Annotated in this window: 19 protein-coding genes and 1 other RNA gene; 15 read left to right on the top strand and 5 right to left on the bottom strand. The window is 51.4% G+C overall.

The genetic code is table 11. The annotated features are described in order from the left end of the window. Positions 1–191: 191 nt before the first annotated feature. The gene (locus tag AC3ZFK_RS05395) at positions 192–884 is read right to left on the bottom strand and encodes a response regulator transcription factor (protein ID WP_487506794.1); all 693 of its coding nucleotides are present in this window, start codon (positions 882–884) and stop codon (positions 192–194) included. A gap of 268 nt (positions 885–1,152) precedes the next feature. On the opposite strand from AC3ZFK_RS05395, the gene AC3ZFK_RS05390 reads away from it, so the two are divergent. The 7 genes from AC3ZFK_RS05390 to recR all read left to right on the top strand — a co-directional run bounded on the left by AC3ZFK_RS05390 (position 1,153) and on the right by recR (position 7,245). Next, the gene (locus AC3ZFK_RS05390; protein WP_487506795.1) at positions 1,153–3,207 is read left to right on the top strand and encodes a marine proteobacterial sortase target protein; all 2,055 of its coding nucleotides are present in this window, start codon (positions 1,153–1,155) and stop codon (positions 3,205–3,207) included. A gap of 11 nt (positions 3,208–3,218) precedes the next feature. After that, positions 3,219–3,785: a class GN sortase gene (locus AC3ZFK_RS05385; RefSeq protein WP_487506796.1), complete on the top strand. Its 567-nt coding sequence runs from the start codon at positions 3,219–3,221 to the stop codon at positions 3,783–3,785. Between the two features lie 370 nt (positions 3,786–4,155). Further along, on the top strand, positions 4,156–4,419 hold the full coding sequence (locus tag AC3ZFK_RS05380) for a GIY-YIG nuclease family protein (RefSeq protein WP_487506797.1): 264 nt from the start codon (positions 4,156–4,158) through the stop codon (positions 4,417–4,419). A 62-nt stretch (positions 4,420–4,481) separates the two neighbouring features. Then, an RNA gene (ffs, locus tag AC3ZFK_RS05375) (signal recognition particle sRNA small type) lies at positions 4,482–4,578 on the top strand. A gap of 33 nt (positions 4,579–4,611) precedes the next feature. After that, positions 4,612–6,249: a DNA polymerase III subunit gamma/tau gene (gene dnaX / locus AC3ZFK_RS05370; protein WP_487506798.1), complete on the top strand. Its 1,638-nt coding sequence runs from the start codon at positions 4,612–4,614 to the stop codon at positions 6,247–6,249. Positions 6,250–6,306: 57 nt separating this feature from the next. Continuing rightward, positions 6,307–6,630: a YbaB/EbfC family nucleoid-associated protein gene (locus AC3ZFK_RS05365; RefSeq protein ID WP_487506799.1), complete on the top strand. Its 324-nt coding sequence runs from the start codon at positions 6,307–6,309 to the stop codon at positions 6,628–6,630. A gap of 27 nt (positions 6,631–6,657) precedes the next feature. Continuing rightward, entirely contained in the window at positions 6,658–7,245 is a 588-nt protein-coding gene (recR, locus tag AC3ZFK_RS05360; protein ID WP_487506800.1) for a recombination mediator RecR, read from the top strand. A 45-nt stretch (positions 7,246–7,290) separates the two neighbouring features. Here recR and rsgA read toward each other — a convergent pair whose 3' ends face one another. From rsgA to AC3ZFK_RS05345, 3 genes are read right to left on the bottom strand one after another with little or no spacing between them, the layout of a single operon-like run. Further along, on the bottom strand, positions 7,291–8,181 hold the full coding sequence (gene rsgA / locus AC3ZFK_RS05355; protein WP_487506801.1) for a ribosome small subunit-dependent GTPase A: 891 nt from the start codon (positions 8,179–8,181) through the stop codon (positions 7,291–7,293). A gap of 1 nt (position 8,182) precedes the next feature. Then, the gene (locus AC3ZFK_RS05350) at positions 8,183–8,470 is read right to left on the bottom strand and encodes a c-type cytochrome (RefSeq protein WP_487506802.1); all 288 of its coding nucleotides are present in this window, start codon (positions 8,468–8,470) and stop codon (positions 8,183–8,185) included. A 54-nt stretch (positions 8,471–8,524) separates the two neighbouring features. Next, positions 8,525–9,775: a M48 family metallopeptidase gene (locus AC3ZFK_RS05345; RefSeq protein WP_487506803.1), complete on the bottom strand. Its 1,251-nt coding sequence runs from the start codon at positions 9,773–9,775 to the stop codon at positions 8,525–8,527. A gap of 64 nt (positions 9,776–9,839) precedes the next feature. Here AC3ZFK_RS05345 and orn point away from each other — a divergent pair, with 64 nt between their 5' ends. Next, on the top strand, positions 9,840–10,379 hold the full coding sequence (gene orn, locus AC3ZFK_RS05340) for an oligoribonuclease (protein ID WP_487506804.1): 540 nt from the start codon (positions 9,840–9,842) through the stop codon (positions 10,377–10,379). Here the strand turns inward: orn and queG are convergent. Then, entirely contained in the window at positions 10,355–11,434 is a 1,080-nt protein-coding gene (queG, locus tag AC3ZFK_RS05335; protein WP_487506805.1) for a tRNA epoxyqueuosine(34) reductase QueG, read from the bottom strand. The genes orn and queG overlap by 25 nt on opposite strands. A gap of 191 nt (positions 11,435–11,625) precedes the next feature. Here queG and tsaE point away from each other — a divergent pair, with 191 nt between their 5' ends. The 7 genes from tsaE to AC3ZFK_RS05300 all read left to right on the top strand — a co-directional run. Next, positions 11,626–12,087 (top strand): tRNA (adenosine(37)-N6)-threonylcarbamoyltransferase complex ATPase subunit type 1 TsaE, encoded by a 462-nt coding sequence (gene tsaE, locus AC3ZFK_RS05330; protein WP_487506806.1) that lies wholly within the window; start codon positions 11,626–11,628, stop codon positions 12,085–12,087. Continuing rightward, on the top strand, positions 12,087–13,412 hold the full coding sequence (locus AC3ZFK_RS05325) for an N-acetylmuramoyl-L-alanine amidase (protein ID WP_487506807.1): 1,326 nt from the start codon (positions 12,087–12,089) through the stop codon (positions 13,410–13,412). The genes tsaE and AC3ZFK_RS05325 overlap by 1 nt, the downstream gene beginning before the upstream one ends. A 2-nt stretch (positions 13,413–13,414) precedes the next feature. Then, a complete protein-coding gene (gene mutL / locus AC3ZFK_RS05320; RefSeq protein ID WP_487506808.1) occupies positions 13,415–15,223 on the top strand; it encodes a DNA mismatch repair endonuclease MutL in 1,809 nt (602 codons plus the stop codon). Further along, positions 15,198–16,163 carry a tRNA (adenosine(37)-N6)-dimethylallyltransferase MiaA gene (gene miaA, locus AC3ZFK_RS05315; protein WP_487506809.1) on the top strand — a complete coding sequence of 322 codons (966 nt, stop codon included), beginning with the start codon at positions 15,198–15,200 and terminating at the stop codon, positions 16,161–16,163. Before mutL ends, miaA begins: the two co-directional genes overlap by 26 nt. A gap of 69 nt (positions 16,164–16,232) precedes the next feature. Further along, on the top strand, positions 16,233–16,466 hold the full coding sequence (gene hfq, locus AC3ZFK_RS05310; RefSeq protein WP_487506810.1) for an RNA chaperone Hfq: 234 nt from the start codon (positions 16,233–16,235) through the stop codon (positions 16,464–16,466). A 14-nt stretch (positions 16,467–16,480) separates the two neighbouring features. Then, positions 16,481–17,764 carry a ribosome rescue GTPase HflX gene (gene hflX, locus AC3ZFK_RS05305; protein WP_487506811.1) on the top strand — a complete coding sequence of 428 codons (1,284 nt, stop codon included), beginning with the start codon at positions 16,481–16,483 and terminating at the stop codon, positions 17,762–17,764. 72 nt (positions 17,765–17,836) lie between these two features. Continuing rightward, on the top strand, positions 17,837–18,338 hold a 502-nt coding region (locus AC3ZFK_RS05300; protein ID WP_489433744.1), incomplete at its 3' end, for a protease modulator HflK N-terminal domain-containing protein.

The following is an 18,338-nucleotide window of genomic DNA, read 5'->3' as shown; positions in this document are numbered from 1 at the left end:
GGTGATGAGGCCTTCTGGTGCGAGGATTACGGTAATGGGTGTTGGTGGCGGTGGGCGCAATGCTATCCGTAATCTGATAGCCGGCGGCATCAGCAGGAGTGTAAGGCTAGTGGTAATTGATACTGATATCGGCAGTGATCTGGAGCGTTATTCCTGACTGTATTTAGGTATCAGCGTGCTCCGCTGGAGAGTTACCCCTGCCACCGATACCCAACTCCATGGACATTCTTGATCCCCTTGAATTTGAGGTCGATTTTCTGGAATTTTCTTCTGATCCGTCTGATGTGGCCGGTAACTGTGTTGGCCTCTACGTAGCGTTGACGGGTTATCCCCTTTAGCTCATCGTAGCTGCGTACCCGCCCCCGTTGTGAAGCCAGCAGGTTGAGGATGTAGAACTCTGTGAGGGTGAGATCTACTCTGTTGCCAAACCAGTGTACTGTCATCTGCTCTTCACTTATCCGCAGGCCGATCTGTGAGTAGGGGATTACCTCTACTGTGTTGTTGGTTCTGCTTTCGCTAATCTGGATCAAGGAGCGCACTCTCTCGGTAAGGTAGTCGAGGCCAACCGGTTTGCTCATAAAGTCCCAGGCGCCGAGTTTTAGTCCGGTTATCTTGTCCATTTCGCTATCTCTACCGGATATGAAGAGGGTCGGTTTTTCCGGAAAGAGGGTGTTTATCTTGCGGTGGAGATCAAAGCCGCCATCGGGCTGGTTCTTGAGCTGGATGTCGAGAATGGCAAGGTCCGGGGTCTCCTGGTTGAATGCATTCCAGGCGTCTTCTGCGTTGGTGAAAGGGGAGACCCGGTATCCCTTGTCTGCCAATACGTCTGCATAGTTGTCCAGTATGTCCCGGTCATCTTCTACGATTGCTATGTGATAGCTCATCTCTCTTCTCCCTCTATCTGTTTGCCTGACTCAATACTATTGGTATGTTGCGACGCTATGTGTCGTTAATTGCATAACGCAGAGGTTTGTCATTTGTTGCGCATTTTTCCGACATTAGTTGGTCACTACATCACCACTTTTAGCGCACGGTTTCGTCACTTTTGTCTGCTTCAATGGGGACTCTTCGTTGGTCACCACTTGGTGACTCCTCCTGTTGCCCTCCCTTGGTTGGGGAGGGCCTTTTTATTTGACTGCTTGGGGTGGTGTTATGAGAAGGGTGTTTCTGTTGTCGGTTTTGTGGATGGTTCTGTCAGGTGTCGCGGGTGCGGCAGAGCTGGTGAGGATGAATGATGTAAAGAGTGGCGAGTTGTTGCTGAAGACGGATCGCCCAAATGAGTATGAGGTTGCAACAATCATCTCGACAGATGTGGTTATAGATGTTGCAGGGCCGGTTGCCCGAACCAGGGTGAGACAGAAATTCAGTAACCCTGGTGATGGCTGGGTGGAGGGGGTGTATGCCTTCCCGCTACCGGAGACCGCAGCAGTTGATCACATGAGGATGATAGTTGGTGAGAGGATTATTGAGGGGATAATTCAGGAGAAGCAGCTGGCCAGAAAGATATACCAAAAAGCCAAGAGTGCAGGCAAGAGGGCATCACTGGTAGAGCAGGTCAGAGCGGACCTGTTTACCACTTCTGTCGCCAATATTGCCCCCCATGGCTCGGTTGAGATAGAGATTGAGTATCAGGAGCTGTTGAGTTGGGTGGATGGGAAGTTCTCAGTTCGTTATCCAATGGCTGTCACTCCCCGTTATCTGCCACCGGACAATCTGCAGGATGAGAGCAAGAGGGGTGAGTTGGTCGAATTGTTGCAACTGAATAGTGGATGGGGGGTTATGCCGGTTGCCAATGTGGATGGTAATGATGCCGGTGGGCGCTCGAAGAGTGATAACCCTCCAGTGTCGTTGACGGTAAACCTGAATGCCGGTTTTCCTCTGGACGAGATGGTCAGTCGCTACCACCAGGTGGTGAAGGAGATCCCGTCAGGCAGCGCTGGAGAGGGTAAAAGAAGGGTTACCCTGGATAGCGCAGATCATGCCATAGATCATGATTTTGTCCTCTACTGGAGGCCGAGGATTGGCAGTGCCCCACGGGCCGCATTCTTTACTGAACAGGGTAATGGGACAGAGCAGCACGGGCTGTTGATGGTGATGCCGCCACTCGATAGTGCCCTGGTCAAGGCTCCACCCCGAGAGCTGACCTATGTGATCGATACCTCGGGCTCAATGTCTGGTGAGTCGATCGAGCAGGCGAAGGATGCGCTGAGGAAGGCACTGGCCAGGCTTAACCCGGATGACACCTTTAATATTGTGGAGTTCAATAGTGAGGCAGACAGGCTTTTTGATGTCCCGTGGAGGGCAACACCGGAGGCGCTCAGGGTGGCCGACCTCTTTGTCTCCCGTCTTGATGCAGATGGCGGCACCGAGATGATGAAGGCGCTAAGGCTTGCCCTTGGGCAGCGCTCAAAGGGTGAGAGCGGTAGCGGTCATCTCGCTCAGGTAGTCTTTATTACCGATGGTGCGGTGGGTAATGAGGAGGAGCTGTTCCGTTACATAAACAATCACCTTGGGGATAGACGCCTCTTTACTGTGGGTATCGGCAGTGCGCCAAACAGCTACTTTATGCGCAAGTCTGCCAGTTTTGGGCGCGGCACCTTTACCTATATTGGTGATAATGGCGAAGTGGCAGAGAAGATGAACGCTCTGTTTACCAAAATGGAGCAGGCGGTACTGACCAATATTGAGGTAAGGCTGGAGGGGGTGGAGGGCGAGGTGGTGCAGATGCTGCCGGAGAGGGTGCCGGATCTCTATCGGGGCGAGCCGGTGGTGATCTCGATGAAGATGAGACAGATACCAACAAAGGCAGTTGTGAGCGGAACTCTGGGTGGCATGGAGTGGAGCAGTGAGGTCACCCTTGCGGGAGGTGCCGAGCAGTCTGGTCTGGGGGTGCTGTTTGGCAGGGGGATGATTGAGTCGTGGATGGACAGGAGGGTGGAGGGCGCGGATGAGGCGGATGTGCGCAATGCAATTATTCAGCTAGCCCACCGTTACCACCTGGTTAGCAAGTACACCAGTCTGGTGGCAGTTGACATGACCCCTGCAGACAAGTTGCGCGAGATTGAGCAGCATGAGGTGAGGATGAAACATAGCCTCTCACCGCTGAGACTGGCAAAAACCGCCACCAGCTCGGAGCTTCAGATGATGGGTGGGGCAGTGCTGTTGCTACTCTCTCTGTTGCTGTTGCGCAGAAGATCTGTGGCGTAGTGGGGATGCAGATGCGGGCTCGTACTGTTGTGGCGCTTCTCTCACTTGCTGTTGGCGGGGCGCTGTTTGGGAGTGGTCTCTGGATTCAGGCCAAGGCGGTTGTGGCACAGGGCTTGCTGGAGTTTGCCTGGAGTCAGACGGTTGTATCAGGCAAGCCATTCAAGCCCTGGCCGTGGGCCGACCACTGGCCGGTGGCCCGTCTTCTCTTTTCCGGGCAGGATGAGGATTACATTGTGTTGCGAGGGGATAGCGGCTCTTCCCTCGCTTTTGCCCCGGGCTGGAATATTCAGAGTGCTGCTCCGGGCGAGAGTGGGGTGATGATGATAAGTGCCCACCGGGACACCCATTTCAGGGTGCTGGAACGGGTTGATGTCGGGGATGAGATAACCCTGATCAACAGCAGGGGGAGGGGCGATCTCTATCGAGTGGTAGCGCTGGATGTGGTTGATTCCAGAGATGGCCAGATATTTAGTGATGACAGGATCAGTCAGCTTTTGCTGGTGACCTGCTACCCATTTAATGCGCTCTCTTCCGGAGGCCCATTGCGTTATGTGGTAAGGGCGGAGATGGTTATGTAGAGTTATGGGGGTTTGGGGGGCTATCAACGTGCAAAAAAGAGGTTATAAATAGACGCTATTTTACGTGCTTAAAAAATAGGCAATTCGCTTCTCTCTGAAAATAGTCTGGCAGATCTCTCTAAAATTATGGTTATCTACAACTTTATCCACAGATTGTGTGGAGAAGCCGGTTTCTCTTCAAAGATCCATCGGATTACAAAACAGATCAAGAAAGTAATTTATAAAGTGTTCGTAACCGACTGTTTTGCTATGATGCATACAATTAACTGATAAGAAAGCTCAACCTTTTTCTAACTTCTTGATTTGTCGTAAAACAGCCCTTTTTTGCTTGAAATCAATAATCAGGTTTTACTAATATCCACAGATAGATATGAGTACTAAAATGGATAGTGAGTGGTCTCTTTACCTGCTGGAGTGCGAGAATGGCTATCTGTATGCGGGCATCTCTACCGATGTGGAGCGCCGTTTTCTGCAACACCAGTCTGGAAAGGGGGCGAAATTCACCAGAATAAACAGACCTGTCCGGATTTTGGGACAGAAGAGCTTTTCCGGACGTAGCGAGGCATCAGTGGCGGAGGCTGCGCTGAAGCAGTTGTCTCGACAGCAGAAGCTGAGATGGGCAGCAGACAACTAATTCAGTGGTTTCCAGGCTTCCCATATTTGTTATGATTATGCGGTTCAGTTAATGGTCGACCGCATTGGTCCCCTCGCAATAATATGTTGTGAACCCCGTCAGGCCCGGAAGGGAGCAGCGGCAGCAGCGGATTTATGTGCCGAGGTGTGGCTGGTGCGGAAGGCCGCCTTTTTATTTTTGAATATATATTAAATGTCTTATCAGGTACTTGCGCGTAAATGGCGTCCCCGCAACTTTAGCGAGATGGTGGGACAGGAGCATGTGTTGCAGGCTCTTGTCAATGCGCTGGATCGTGACCAGCTGCATCACGCCTACCTCTTTACCGGTACCCGTGGTGTGGGCAAGACGACCATTGCCAGGATCTTTGCAAAATCACTTAACTGCGAAACCAATGGGGTTACCTCAACGCCGTGTGGTGAGTGCAATGCCTGTCGTGAGATTGATGAGGGGCGCTTTGTTGATCTGATCGAGGTTGATGCGGCATCTCGTACCAAGGTGGACGAGACTCGTGAATTACTGGATAACGTTCAGTATATGCCGACCAAGGGGCGCTATAAGGTCTATCTGATTGATGAGGTGCATATGTTCTCTAACCACAGTTTCAACGCTCTGTTGAAGACGCTGGAGGAGCCGCCACCACACGTCAAGTTCCTGTTGGCGACGACTGATCCGCAGAAGCTGCCGGTTACTATCCGTTCGCGCTGTCTGCAGTTTAATCTCAAGCGTATCTCCGAGGAGAGGATTGAGACCTATCTGGTGGATTTGATGGAGAAGGAGAGTGTAGCGATGGAGGGTGCTGCGCTGGCACCAATTGCCAGGGCGGCCGAAGGGAGTATGCGTGATGCCCTGAGCCTAGTTGACCAGGCAATTGCCTTTGGTGGTGGCACTCTGCGTGAGGCCGAAGTGGCCACAATGCTGGGCACCATTGAGCACCGTCAGCTGTTGCGGATTGTCGGAGCTCTCTCTGACAGTAATGGAGAGGTGTTGCTGCAGCAGGTAGAGGAGCTGGCGGAACAGGCAGTTGATTTTACTGCTGTGCTTGTGGAGCTGATTGCACAGCTGCACCAGATGGCACTGATACAGATGGTGCCAAGTGTGGCCACGGACCGTGGTGTTGATGCTGAGTGGGTGGAGTTGGCTCAGAGAATTTCACCTGAGGATCTACAGCTCTTTTATCAGATTGCTCTGACCGGGCGCAAGGATATGCCAATGGCAGCCAACCCCCGTAGCGGCCTGGAGATGGTGCTGCTGCGGATGCTGGCGTTTCGTCCAGTAACAGGGGCAACCGGGGGGGGTGGTGACGTAAAATCACAGAACAGTGTGGCCAGGAGTTCAGGCGGGAGTTCAGTCAAGAGTGCAACCACGGGCTCAGATGCAGTCAAAGCGGCTGCACCAGCTACAACTCCAACTACAATTGCCGATACCCCTTCAACGGCGACTCTCTCCACTGATGGATGGGAGCAGGTTGTAAAGGAGATTGGGGTAAAGGGGGCGGCAGGTCAGTTAGTCAGAAACAGTCTGTTCAGAGAGCAGGTGGGGGACAAGGTTGTGATTGAGATCCCGAAGAGAAGCGAGATGTTTCTGAATAGGGAGAGAGAGGAGCAGATAGGGGCTGCACTGTCTGCCTATATGAAGAGTGATATCAGCTTATCTATTGTTGTAAGCAAGGGTGATCTGGCTGATACGCCGGCCCTGCGCGCAGAGCAGAGGGAGGAGGTTGCCCGTTCCAGGGCGGAAGAGGTGATCATTCAGGATGAGGATTTTCAGTCTCTGCAGTCGGTATTTAATGGATCGGTTGTGAAAGATTCAATCAGGCCTGTCACAAATTAGTTTATGTTTTGGTTTATGTTGTCTATTTAACTTATTGTAAAATGTGCGGAGTATAGAATGAAAGGTGGTCTTGGTGGTCTGATGAAGCAGGCCCAGAAAATGCAGGAAGATATGCAGAAGGCTCAGGAAGAGTTGGCATCCAAAGAGGTAGAGGGGCAGTCTGGCGGTGGTCTGGTAAAGGTCACAATGACTGGTAGCCATGAGGTGCGTCGCGTGGTAATTGATGACTCTCTGGTTGGGGATGATAAGGATATGTTGGAGGATCTGGTGGCTGCTGCGGTAAATGATGCTGTCCACAAGGTTGAGGATAACAGCCGTGACATGATGTCCGGAATGACTGCCGGAATGAATCTGCCTGCAGGAATGAAGCTGCCGTTCTGATTCAAACCGTTTTATCTATCCTGTTTTATGTCTCTGATTGATGAACTGATCGATTCACTGCGCTGCCTGCCTGGGGTCGGCCCAAAGTCTGCACAGCGGATGGCGTACCATCTGCTGGAGCGTGATCGTGACGGGGGTCGCAGGATTGCACACGCCATCTCGGAGGCGGTTGAACGCGTAGGACGCTGCCAAAGTTGCCGTACATTGAGCGAGGAGGATATCTGTCCTCAATGCTCTGATCGCAGACGTGACGACTCATTAATCTGCATCGTGGAGAGTCCGATGGATGTGTTGGCTCTGGAGCAGAGCGCCAGTTATCGTGGTCGTTACTTTGTATTGATGGGGCATCTCTCTCCACTGGACGGGATTGGGCCGGATGAGTTGGGTCTGGATATTCTGGACAGGCGTCTTGCCTCCGGTGATGTCAGGGAGGTTGTTCTGGCAACCAATACAACAGTTGAGGGGGAGGCGACAGCTCACTTTATAAGCGAGATGGCTCGGGCCAAGGGTATCCGTTCAACCCGTATTGCACATGGGGTCCCGCTTGGTGGCGAACTTGAGTATGTTGATAGCGGCACCCTTGGTCACGCTATGACAGGACGCCAGGAATATTGATGTCAGACGGCCGCCTGTGCAAGATTGCGATTACTTGAACCACTGTTACTTGCTTATTAGCTGGCGGTAGTTTTCCACTCTTCCCGCAGAGAGTTCCCCTGCGGTGACTGCCTCGCTAATTGCGCACCCGGGTTCGTTCAGATGACGACAGTTGCTGAAACGGCATCTGCCTGCGTACTCATCAAACTCTCTGAAGCCGTTGCGGATTGTCTCTTCGTCTAGATCCCAGATTCCGAACTCCCTTATTCCGGGGGAGTCGATAAGGCTACCTCCACCATTTAGTTGATAGAGGGTGGATACACTGGTGGTGTGTTTACCCTTGCTTATACCTGCCGAGAGTGCACCGACGGCAATCTCATGGTCGGGAAGCAGCTGTTTGATGATCGATGACTTGCCGGCCCCTGAAGGCCCTACCAGAACGCTGCTTTTGTCAGTCAGCTGCTGTTGTAGCGGCTCAATACCGTTACTGGTTTTTGTGCTGGTCCAGAGTATCTGAGTATCAAGGTTTCTGTAGTGATGTAGTTTCTCATCCATCTTGTCTCGGCTCTCTGCTGTAAGCAGGTCAGATTTGTTTATCACGATAATGGAGGCGATGCTGGTTGCTTCGGCTGCAACCATAATCTGGTCAATCTGCAGGAGATCAACGCCTGGCTCAGGCGCAGTGACAATAACTATCTGCTCGACATTTGCCGCTATCGGCTTTTTGCGCTGGTTGAAGGGGTCTGGACGGGCGAGCAGGCTTTTGCGCTCTTCGAGAGTGGTGATTACCCCTTCATTGTCTCCTGTAGGTTCCCAGGTTACCCAGTCTCCGATTGCCAGCGGAGGCAGTTTTTTGCGCTGGGCACAGCGGACAGTATTGGGATGGGTGTTGCTGAGTGAGGTGGCAACAATCAGGCGATCCCCCTGGCGGGTGATGATCTGCCCAGGGCTGGACATCCTACTTGACGTGATAGAAGGCCTTATTCATGTATTCGACAACATCATCCTGATCCTCGGGGAACCAGTCTGCACCAGCCCCGGTCATGGTGATGCACATGCTGACCTGGCGTTTCAGGTCGAATATGGTTTTGAGTTTTGTATCCTCTTTCATGTATGGCTCGGTGCCATGGCAGCGTAGACATTCGGCATCATGCAGCTCCTGCCCATTTTCTGTGTCGGCTACTCCTGCTGTTGGAAGTAACAGGGTAAATAGAAGGGCCGATATTAGTTGTGTTGTTTTTGCCATTTTCAGATTTCCATCCATTTTGTAGTTATTTAATTATGTGGCTATTCTAACCTTCTAACCACTCTTTTCAAGGTGCGAGATTCTTACCGGTGCCGGAGGGTGTGAGTCATGGTAGGCCGAATAGAGGTGATCAGGAGTGACTGTTGCTGCATTCTCTCTGTAGAGGGCGACAAGTGCGCTGGTCAGGGCGCTGGCGTCGGCATGTTCGGCAGCAAAATCGTCAGCCTCAAACTCATGCTTTCTGGAATAGGCTGCCATTATTGGAGAGATCCAGAAAGAGAATGCAGGTGATGCCATCATAAAGAGCATCAGAGCAGCATGGCTCGATTTGGTGCTCATCCCCAGCCCCTGGTAGAACCAGGTCTGTTCAATTAGCCACCCCAGGATTGCGAGGGCAACAAGCGAGAGGGCGGCAGTCAGTATCAGCCGTTTTTTGATATGACCGTTTTTGAAGTGGCCGAGCTCGTGGGCAAGTACAGCCAGAATCTCTGCATGACTGAGGGTCTCCAGCAGGGTGTCGAAGAAGACGATCCTTCTCTTTTTGCCGAGTCCGGTGAAGTAGGCATTGCCATGTCCGGAGCGTTTGGAGCCATCCATTACAAAGATACCATCACAATCAAAACCAGCTGTCTGCAGCAGGTTTTCGATCTTCTCTGTCAGCTCTTCATTTTCCAGGGGGGTGAATTTATTGAAGATGGGGGCAAGAAATGTTGGCCAGGCCCAGATCATAAGCAGGGTGAACCCCATCCAGACAGCCCATACCTTGAGCCACCAGAGTGGGTCTGCCGCACTCATTAACCACAGAATAAGCATCAGCAGGGGGACACCAATCAGCAGGGAGAGTATCAGTTGCTTGATGATGTCGGTTATGTAGGTTGATACCGTGGTGCGATTAAAGCCGAAGCCAGCCTCCAGGTAGAATGTGTTGTAGATGGAGAATGGCATTCCCAGGATGCTGCTGATTATGGAGAATGAGAGAATGACACCAATGCCAAGATAGAGTAGCTCCATCTCGAATCCGTGCCAGCTCTGGTCAAGCCACTCCAGGCCACCACCAACCGTCCACCCAATTAGCAGTATGGTTCCATAGATCTGTTCAATCTGCCCCAGCTTCTGTTTGGCTGTAGTGTAGTCAGCCGCCTTATGATGCTCTTCAAGGGTCAGGGTGTCTGTAAAGTGGGATGGTACAGCGCTACGGTTTTTCTGTACTGATGCAATCTGTCTGCTTGAGAGCCACCACTCAATAAGCAGATGAACTGCAACCATGAGCAGAAACAGGGCGGTAAAAAGTTGTGCGGTTTCCAAATTGGTTCCTTGGTCTGTTTGATACAATCGGGATATTATAAAGAGGAAAGCGTGAGTAAGGAATATGGAAGAGAATCTAATCTGGGTTGATTTGGAGATGACGGGACTGTTGCCGGAGAGTGACACTATCATCGAGATCGCCACTATCGTAACGGACAAGAATCTGGAGGTGCTGGCTGAGGGGCCGGTATTTGCCATTACCCAGACAGAAGAGACAATTGCAGGGATGGACGAGTGGAATACCAGAACTCATGGTGAGTCTGGATTGATTCGCAGAATTCGCGGGGAGGGGGTCTCGATGAGAGAGGCCGAGCTCAAGACTCTGGAGTTTGTACGCAAATATACGGTTGAGGGGAAGTCACCGATGTGCGGTAACAGTATCTGCCAGGATCGCCGTTTTATGGCAAGAGAGATGCCGGAGTTGATGGGGTATTTTCACTACCGTAATCTTGATGTCAGCACGTTGAAGGAGTTGGCTCAGCGCTGGAGACCAGAGTTGCTGGATCAGTTTACAAAGAGTGGAGCACACACGGCACTGGCTGATATTCAGGAGTCGATTGAGGAGATGAAGTTTTATCGTCAGAATTTTATCTCTGGTGTCTGAGCGCTCTGTTGTTCAAGCGCCCAGGTAACATGCTCTCTCACTATCTCTGATGGGTGCTCAAGTTTATCTCTTAGCGCCATAGTTATCCCTGCATTCCCCCCTTTATGCATCTCGCAATTCCCGAGGGCAACTGCAATATTGCGCAACCACTGTTCGTGCCCTATACGGCGGATTGGTGACCCCTCCATCTTGCCGAGAAATCTCTCTTCGCTCCAGCTGAACAGCTCAAGCAGTTCTGGTGCATCAAGGCTGTGGCGGATCTTGAAGTCCGGCTCACTGCTGGGCAGTGCGAAGCGGTTCCATGGGCAGATAAGTTGACAGTCGTCACAGCCATATATTCTGTTCCCGATAGCCTTGCGAAACTCTACCGGTATTGAACCCTTGAGCTCGATTGTAAGGTAGGAGATACAGCGACGTGCATCCAGCTGGTAGGGGGCAATAATGGCCTGAGTCGGGCAGATGGTGATGCATTTGCTGCAGTCACCGCAGTGGTTGGTGGCGCTGCTGTCAGGTTCCAGCTCGAGGTCGGTATAGATCTCTCCAAGAAAAAACCATGAGCCACTTTTTTCGTGGATGAGGTTGGTGTGTTTGCCTATCCACCCGATACCACTGTTTTCTGCGATCCCTCTCTCCAGAACGGGAGCGCTGTCAACGAATACCCGATGCCCAAATGGTCCAATGGCCTCGCCGATTCTTTGCGCCAGTTTCGCCAGATGATTACGCATCACCTTGTGGTAGTCACGGCCAAGTGCATAGCGGGAGATAAAGCCCAGGCTGCATCGATTTATGATCTCCCATGAGTCGGCAGCATCTGGTGGCAGGTAGTTCATGCGAAAGGAGAGCAGGGAGAGGGTGCCGGGAATCAGCTCTTCCGGATGGCTACGTTTACTGCCATGACGCACCATGTACTCCATTTCGCCATGGAACCCTTGTGCTGTCCACTGCTGCAGAGCCTGTTCATGAGTACGAAGATCACGATGGGTTACCCCAAATCCCTGAAAACCGAGTTCGGTCGCCCACTGTCGAATTTCGTTTTTTAGTTGATTGGGATTCATGCTTACTTAGTACCTAAATCCTGCAAGTGCTCGCGCCTACTCTGCACAATCCCTTGATCCGTATAGCGATATTTTCTCCCTTGAGTATATCAATAAGTATACCGAGCGGTCGAAAATTCGCTCTACGAATCAATCTATTGCACATATCAGGCACGATCACTTGCAGGATTTAGGTAGTATAATGCGTTGCGATGATTCTTGAAATTGCAGATGAACAACAGATGGAGCAGTTTGGTGCGGCCTTTGCTACGCTGATCAAGCCGCCTGCATTGCTGTTTCTGCAAGGGGATCTGGGAATGGGCAAGACAACTTTCTCTCGTGGCTTTATCAGGGAGCTGGGACACCGGGGGAATGTGAAGAGTCCAACCTATACGCTTGTAGAGCCATACAAGTTGGCAGGATCCAGGGTCTACCATTTTGATCTCTATCGTCTCTGTGATTCTGAGGAGCTGGAGTTTATGGGGATAAGGGATTATCTGGAGGACTCCATTCTGCTTGTTGAGTGGCCGGATCGTGGGGTGGATATTCTGCCCGATCCAGACTTTTCCATCTCACTGGAGGAGTCTGGTGATGGCAGAAGAGCTCTTTGTGAGGGTGACCAAAAGCTGCTAGATGCGGTCAGGGAACAGTTTAAGCGGATGGTAGAGAGATAATGGACAGACGCGGTTTTCTGCAGATTGCAGGTGCTCTACCACTGCTGCATGCTCTTCCTTCCAAGGCTGGTGATATAACATCAATTTTTGGGATCCGCCTCTGGCCTGCGCCAGACCATACCAGGATTGTGTTGGATCTTGATAGTGAGGTTGAGTACAAGCTCTCCAAGAGCGGGAATCCGGGAAAGGTTATTCTCAAGCTGAAGAGAGCTCAGCCTGTGCTCTCTCTGGATGCAGTCGTGAAGGAGGATCCAAGGCTCAAGTCAGTTAAGACCTGGTCGGCACAGGGGGGGAATCAGTTTGTTGTCGAGTTTGTGCTCCTCAGGGGGGTTGAGGCACGATCGTTTGTTTTACCCCCAAATGAGAGTTATGGTCACCGTCTGGTGCTTGACCTCCATAATCTGGAGAGCAAGGTGGGGGTTGCCAAACCGGATCGCCAACAGAAATCGGGGAGTAGAAAGAGGCTGACGATTGCAATTGATGCCGGCCATGGCGGGGAGGATCCCGGTGCGGTCGGTCACAAGGGGACAAAGGAGAAGAGAATCGTATTGAGTGTCGCTCGCCGCCTGGAGAAGTTGATCAGTAAAGAGAGCGGGATGCGTGCGGTTATGATTCGCAAGGGAGACTATTACGTAAGCCTGGGGGGGCGTATCCGCAAGGCGAGAAAAAGTGGCGCGGATCTGTTGATATCGATCCATGCTGATGGTTTCAAGAAAAAATCGGCACACGGGGCATCGGTTTTCGTGCTTTCGGACAAGCGTGCATCATCGGAGATGGCGAGGTGGATGGCACGACGTGAGAACAGGTCTGACCGGATAGGTGGGGTGGACAGGAAGCGTGAGTCACGTGGTCTGGCATATGCACTTAGGGATATGGAGCGAGGTGCCAACCAGAAAATCAGTGTTGATCTTGCAGGGATTATTCTCCAGGAGCTGAAGAAGATTGGTGATCTTCATGGCAACAGAGTGCACAGAGCCAGCTTTGCTGTATTGAAGGCGCCTGATTTTCCGTCAATGTTGGTGGAGACCGGCTTTATCACCAACCCCAGAGAGGAGAGATTGTTACGCACATCTGCGCATCAGCAGAAGCTGGCTAATGCGATGATGAAGGCGGTACGTCAGTTTGCCGCAAAATATCCGTCACTTGGGGGCGGTAAATCTGTCAGGACAAATGCATCAATAAAGGGGAGAGAGTACCGGGTAAAGAGGGGGGACACGCTTAGTTCGATCTCAAAGAAGAGCGGGATCTCCCTGAGTAATATACGCAAGCTTAATCCCGGGTTGAGTGATATGTTAAGGATTGGTCAGAAGATAAGAATTCAGTAGTGATGACAGCAAGAATAAAAAAACTCTCTACCCAGCTCTCTAACCAGATAGCAGCTGGTGAGGTGGTTGAGCGCCCCGCTTCAGTGTTGAAAGAGTTGCTGGAGAATAGCATTGATGCGGAGGCAACTCGTATCTGGATTGATGTTGAGGAGGGAGGGCAGAGACTGATCAGAGTCAGGGATAACGGCAGAGGCATTGTCCAGGAAGATCTTGCGCTGGCGCTTGATCGCCATGCAACCAGCAAGATCGGAAGTGTGGATGATCTTGGACGAATTACTACATTAGGGTTTCGGGGAGAGGCACTACCGAGCATTGCATCAGTTTCTCGTCTGCAGCTGATCTCCCATTCTGTAGAAGATTCTCAGGGGTGGAGAGTGTCATCTGATGGCGGCCTGGAGTTGCAGTCCCCGCAACCCGACCCACATCCAGAGGGAACCACAGTAGAGGTGAGGGATCTATTCTTTAATACCCCGGCGCGCAGGAAATTCATGCGTACCGAGAAGACGGAGTTCCGCCACATGGAGGATGTGGTGAGGCGCATGGTGCTGGCTCACCCAGAGATTATGCTGGTACTGAAGCACAATGGGCGAGTGGTGCGGGAGTATCCATCTGGCGGCGGCCAGGATGAGTGGGAACGTAGAATTCAAGCTGTCCTGGGTGGTGACTTTGTTAATCATGCGCTCTACCTTGAGAGTGAGGTTTCAGGAATGGCGATCAAGGGGTGGGTCGCGCAGCCGGCCGCCTCCCGCAGTCAGCCTGATCAGCAGTTCTTTTTTGTGAATGGGAGAATGATCAAGGATCGTGTGGTTGTTCACGCAGTTCGTCAGGCCTACCAGGATGTCCTGTTTCATGGCCGCCATCCGGCCTATCTTCTGTTTTTAGAGATGGATCCCGAGATGGTGGATGTCAATGTTCACCCAACCAAACATGAGGTACGGTTCAGAGAGAGTCGACAGGTTCACGGTTTTCTTTTCAAGAGTGTGCGGGATGCGCTGGCTGCAGACCGCCCAGGCCACCCAGCATCGGCTGGGGCTAATGGTGTTGGAGAGGTGGTAGATCGGGAGACTGGAGAGCTGCAACAGCGATCTGCGGTAGAGCAGTCTGACCGTTGGGCCGAGATTGCGCAGCCGAAAAGCAGCTCTCTTGGTCTGCAGTTTGGGGCAGCCGGTTCTTCTGTAGTTGGGGAACGTCAAGCGCCAGACTATCCGGTGGATGAGAGATCTGGTGAATATCCGCTTGGCCATGCTGTAGCCCAGATTCATGGCATCTACATTCTTGCGGAAAACAGTGATGGCTTGATTATTGTCGATATGCATGCGGCCCACGAACGTATTACCTATGAGCGACTCAAGCAGGCTATTGCTGATGCCGGTATTCGCACCCAGCGTTTGTTGGTTCCGGTAACTGTCTCGATAAGTGAGAGGGAGGTGGAGATTGTAGAGCGGCAGCAGCCGCTATTCAGAAAGCTAGGATTGGAGGTTGAGTTGAGTGGTCCGCTATCAATGGCAGTCAGAGAGGTTCCGCTGTTGTTGGCAGATGTTGATGTGAAGCAGTTGGCAAGAGACCTGCTGGCCGACATGGTTGAGCATGAGAGCAGTGCGATGGTGGAGGAGAGAATAAACGAGGTGTTGGCCACTATAGCCTGTCATGGCTCTGTGCGTGCAGGGAGGCAGTTGACGATACCGGAGATGGATGCCCTGTTGAGGGATATGGAGCAGACTGAAAGAGGTGGTCAATGCAACCATGGTCGCCCAACCTGGGGGCAGTTGACACTGGATGAGCTGGATGGGCTCTTTCTCCGTGGGCAGTAGTGCAGGTTCTTCAGCTGAGCCGCTGGTTTTTCTGACCGGGCCAACGGCTGCCGGTAAAACGGATCTTGCTGTTGAGTTGGTGGAGAATTACCCATTTGAGATAATTAGCGTTGATTCTGCTCTGGTCTACAGGGGGATGGATATCGGTACTGCCAAGCCGGGCAGCGAGACATTGAGGCGTGCACCACACCGTCTGATTGATATCGTAGACCCAGCCGAGCCATATTCGGCAGCCCGTTTCAGGGATGATGCCCTGCAAGAGATTGAGGAGATCAGGGCAAACGGCAATATTCCTCTGTTGGTGGGCGGCACCATGCTCTATTTTCGGGCCCTTCAATTTGGCCTCTCTGTTCTACCAGAATCTGATCGCTCGGTGCGTCTGGAAATAGAAAAAGATATCAAAGACAAAGGGATAGAGAGGATATATAAACAGCTTTCTGATATTGATACAGTTGCAGCTGCGCGCATAAACAGAAATGATCCGCAGCGCATTATCCGTGCTCTTGAGGTTTACCGGATAAGCGGAGTACCCATGAGTGAACTGCAGCAACAGAAAAAAAGGGAGGGGTTAAACCCGGATGCACTGTTGATGGTTGCGATATCTCCTGACGATCGTTCACTTCTGCACAAGAGAATTGAGCAACGTCTATCCATCATGATGGAGTCAGGGTTTATCGAAGAGGTCGAGAGATTGAAAAGACGTAGAGATCTCTCTCTGGATACTCCGTCCATGCGCTCAGTTGGGTATAGGCAGGTGTGGGAGTATCTTGATGGGGTTATGGATAGGGAGGAGATGCTCTATAGGGCGGTGGTTGCAACAAGACAGCTTGCGAAGCGCCAGCTTACATGGCTACGTAACTGGCCAACAGATATCAAGTGGATGGAGCCTGGAGGTAACGGAATGGCTGAGCACATATTCAACAATGTCCGCAATAGGTGATTTTTATTCCCGCTAATTTTTGGTACACTGAATAGCCGAATTATAAAAACAATAAGAAAGGTGTGGAAAATGAGCACGAAAGCCAAACAGTTACAGGAACCATTCCTTAATGCACTTCGCAAGGAGAAGATACCCGTATCCATTTTTCTGGTTAATGGAATCAAGCTACAGGGACATATTGACTCCTTTGATCAGTTTGTCATACTGCTCAAGAGTGCCGTGAGTCAGATGGTTTACAAGCATGCTGTTTCTACAATTGTCCCTTCCAGACCAGTAACCATTGATTACGAGGAAGAAGAGTAATCTCCTTATAACGTTTGGCCCAGTTTTTTGAACGCCATCAGGGTGGTGATCGTGCCCTGTTGGTTCATCTTGATCTGCATGAAATAAATCCGTATGAGATTGTCGAGGAGTTTGAGCTTCTTGCCGATTCTGCTGGTGCTGAGATTATCCATACAATTGTAGTAAAGCGAAATTCCATTGATTCCAAATATTTTATCGGCAGTGGCAAGGCGGAGGAGATAAAGGGGATTGTGGCTGCTGAAGATGTGGATATGGTTATATTCAACCATGCACTGGCTCCAGCCCAAGAGCGTAATCTGGAAGAGCTGTTTCAGTGTCGTGTACTGGATCGTACAACACTTATTCTGGATATTTTCGCTCAGCGTGCCCGTTCTCATGAGGGCAAGTTGCAGGTTGAGCTGGCTCAACTGCGCCACCTCTCAACCAGGTTGATTAGAGGATGGACTCATCTGGAGAGGCAGAAGGGTGGTATTGGTCTGCGCGGCCCTGGCGAGACCCAGCTGGAGAGTGACCGTCGCATGATTGCCCAGCGCATCAAACAGATTACCAAACGGCTGGAGAAGGTAGATGCCACCCGTTCACTGGGGCGTCGCTCCAGACAGCGAGCAACAGTTCCCACTATATCCCTGGTCGGTTATACCAATGCCGGCAAATCAACACTTTTTAACTACCTTACCGACGAGAATATATACGTTGCGGATCAGCTGTTCGCAACACTTGATCCAACTCTGCGCAGCATCAAGCTTCCTGGTGGAATAAAGGTGGTGTTTGCAGATACGGTAGGGTTTATCAGGGATCTGCCACATGATCTGGTCAAGGCATTTCGTTCTACTCTGGTTGAAACCTGTGAGGCCGATCTGCTGCTTCATGTGATTGATGCAGTCCATGAGGACTCTCAAGACCATATTGGACAGGTTAATGAGGTGCTTTCACAGATAGGGGCAGACCAGGTGCCGCAAATTGAGGTCTACAATAAAATTGACCTTGCCGACTCACTGGGACCTCGGGTTGATCGTAATGCAGATGGTGAGGTGACTCGTGTCTGGATATCTGCCAAGAGCGGTGAGGGGGTTGATCTGTTGCTGGATATTCTTACCGAACGCTTCTGTGGAGAGTCGATTTGCGGTACTGTTATGCTCGATTCTCATGAAGGAAAACTGCACGCAAATCTGCATCAGGAGGGTGGTGTTGTTGCGGAATCATTTCTTGATGACGGTGGATGGAAGATGGAGGTTGAACTCCCGCGCAAAACACTGGATCATCTACAGCTTCTTGAGAGAGTTAGTAATAGTCGATAATAGTAAATTCAGAAAACACTACCAGGGAAGCAGAGCAGGAAATAAATTCCTGCGGTTATATAAGGACATTACATGAAAGATAAAGTGATACAGAGTCAATCTGTAACAGCAGGAAAAACAGAGATGGGATGGGACGATGATTCCGGTCGTAAACGGCCAGGGAACAGTGACCCATGGGGGGGCGGCAAGAATAGCCAGCAACCACCCGACCTCGATGAGGTGATAAAGAAGCTGCAGGGATCAATCTCCCAGATTTTTGGAGGCAAGGGTTCAGGCGGAGGCGGCAGTACCTCACCTTCCGGCAAGAGTGGTGGCGGCGGCATGATAGGGGCAGGAACCATAGTTGGTCTATTGGTGGCAGTCTGGATGCTGTCCGGTATCTATATTGTTGATCCGGCAGAACGTGGGGTTGAACTCTACTTTGGAAAATATTTCACCAGTACGATGCCTGGACCACACTGGGTTCCACCATACCCAATTGCCAGCGTTGAGAAGGTTAATGTCGAGGAGATTCGTAATATCGAGATTGGGTATCGCTCTCGAGGCGGTACTCAGTCAGTCGGTTCGGTTCCAC

The sequence above is a fragment of the Candidatus Thiopontia autotrophica genome (assembly GCF_982804495.1).
The sequence above is the reverse complement of the archived record's forward strand: the minus strand, read 5'-3'. Positions and strand labels throughout refer to the sequence as shown.

Excerpts from the sequence above, each read along its gene's own strand:
- AC3ZFK_RS05365 (WP_487506799.1), top strand. The coding sequence starts at position 6,307 with ATGAAAGGTGGTCTTGGTGGTCTGATGAAGCAGGCCCAGAAAATGCAG.
- mutL (WP_487506808.1), top strand. The coding sequence starts at position 13,415 with ATGACAGCAAGAATAAAAAAACTCTCTACCCAGCTCTCTAACCAGATA.
- AC3ZFK_RS05385 (WP_487506796.1), top strand. The coding sequence starts at position 3,219 with ATGCGGGCTCGTACTGTTGTGGCGCTTCTCTCACTTGCTGTTGGCGGG.
- tsaE (WP_487506806.1), top strand. The coding sequence starts at position 11,626 with ATGATTCTTGAAATTGCAGATGAACAACAGATGGAGCAGTTTGGTGCG.
- hfq (WP_487506810.1), top strand. The coding sequence starts at position 16,233 with ATGAGCACGAAAGCCAAACAGTTACAGGAACCATTCCTTAATGCACTT.
- dnaX (WP_487506798.1), top strand. The coding sequence starts at position 4,612 with ATGTCTTATCAGGTACTTGCGCGTAAATGGCGTCCCCGCAACTTTAGC.
- AC3ZFK_RS05390 (WP_487506795.1), top strand. The coding sequence starts at position 1,153 with ATGAGAAGGGTGTTTCTGTTGTCGGTTTTGTGGATGGTTCTGTCAGGT.
- miaA (WP_487506809.1), top strand. The coding sequence starts at position 15,198 with ATGGGCTCTTTCTCCGTGGGCAGTAGTGCAGGTTCTTCAGCTGAGCCG.
- AC3ZFK_RS05350 (WP_487506802.1), bottom strand. The coding sequence starts at position 8,470 with ATGGCAAAAACAACACAACTAATATCGGCCCTTCTATTTACCCTGTTA.
- AC3ZFK_RS05325 (WP_487506807.1), top strand. The coding sequence starts at position 12,087 with ATGGACAGACGCGGTTTTCTGCAGATTGCAGGTGCTCTACCACTGCTG.
- orn (WP_487506804.1), top strand. The coding sequence starts at position 9,840 with ATGGAAGAGAATCTAATCTGGGTTGATTTGGAGATGACGGGACTGTTG.
- AC3ZFK_RS05380 (WP_487506797.1), top strand. The coding sequence starts at position 4,156 with ATGAGTACTAAAATGGATAGTGAGTGGTCTCTTTACCTGCTGGAGTGC.
- AC3ZFK_RS05395 (WP_487506794.1), bottom strand. The coding sequence starts at position 884 with ATGAGCTATCACATAGCAATCGTAGAAGATGACCGGGACATACTGGAC.
- queG (WP_487506805.1), bottom strand. The coding sequence starts at position 11,434 with ATGAATCCCAATCAACTAAAAAACGAAATTCGACAGTGGGCGACCGAA.
- rsgA (WP_487506801.1), bottom strand. The coding sequence starts at position 8,181 with ATGTCCAGCCCTGGGCAGATCATCACCCGCCAGGGGGATCGCCTGATT.
- recR (WP_487506800.1), top strand. The coding sequence starts at position 6,658 with ATGTCTCTGATTGATGAACTGATCGATTCACTGCGCTGCCTGCCTGGG.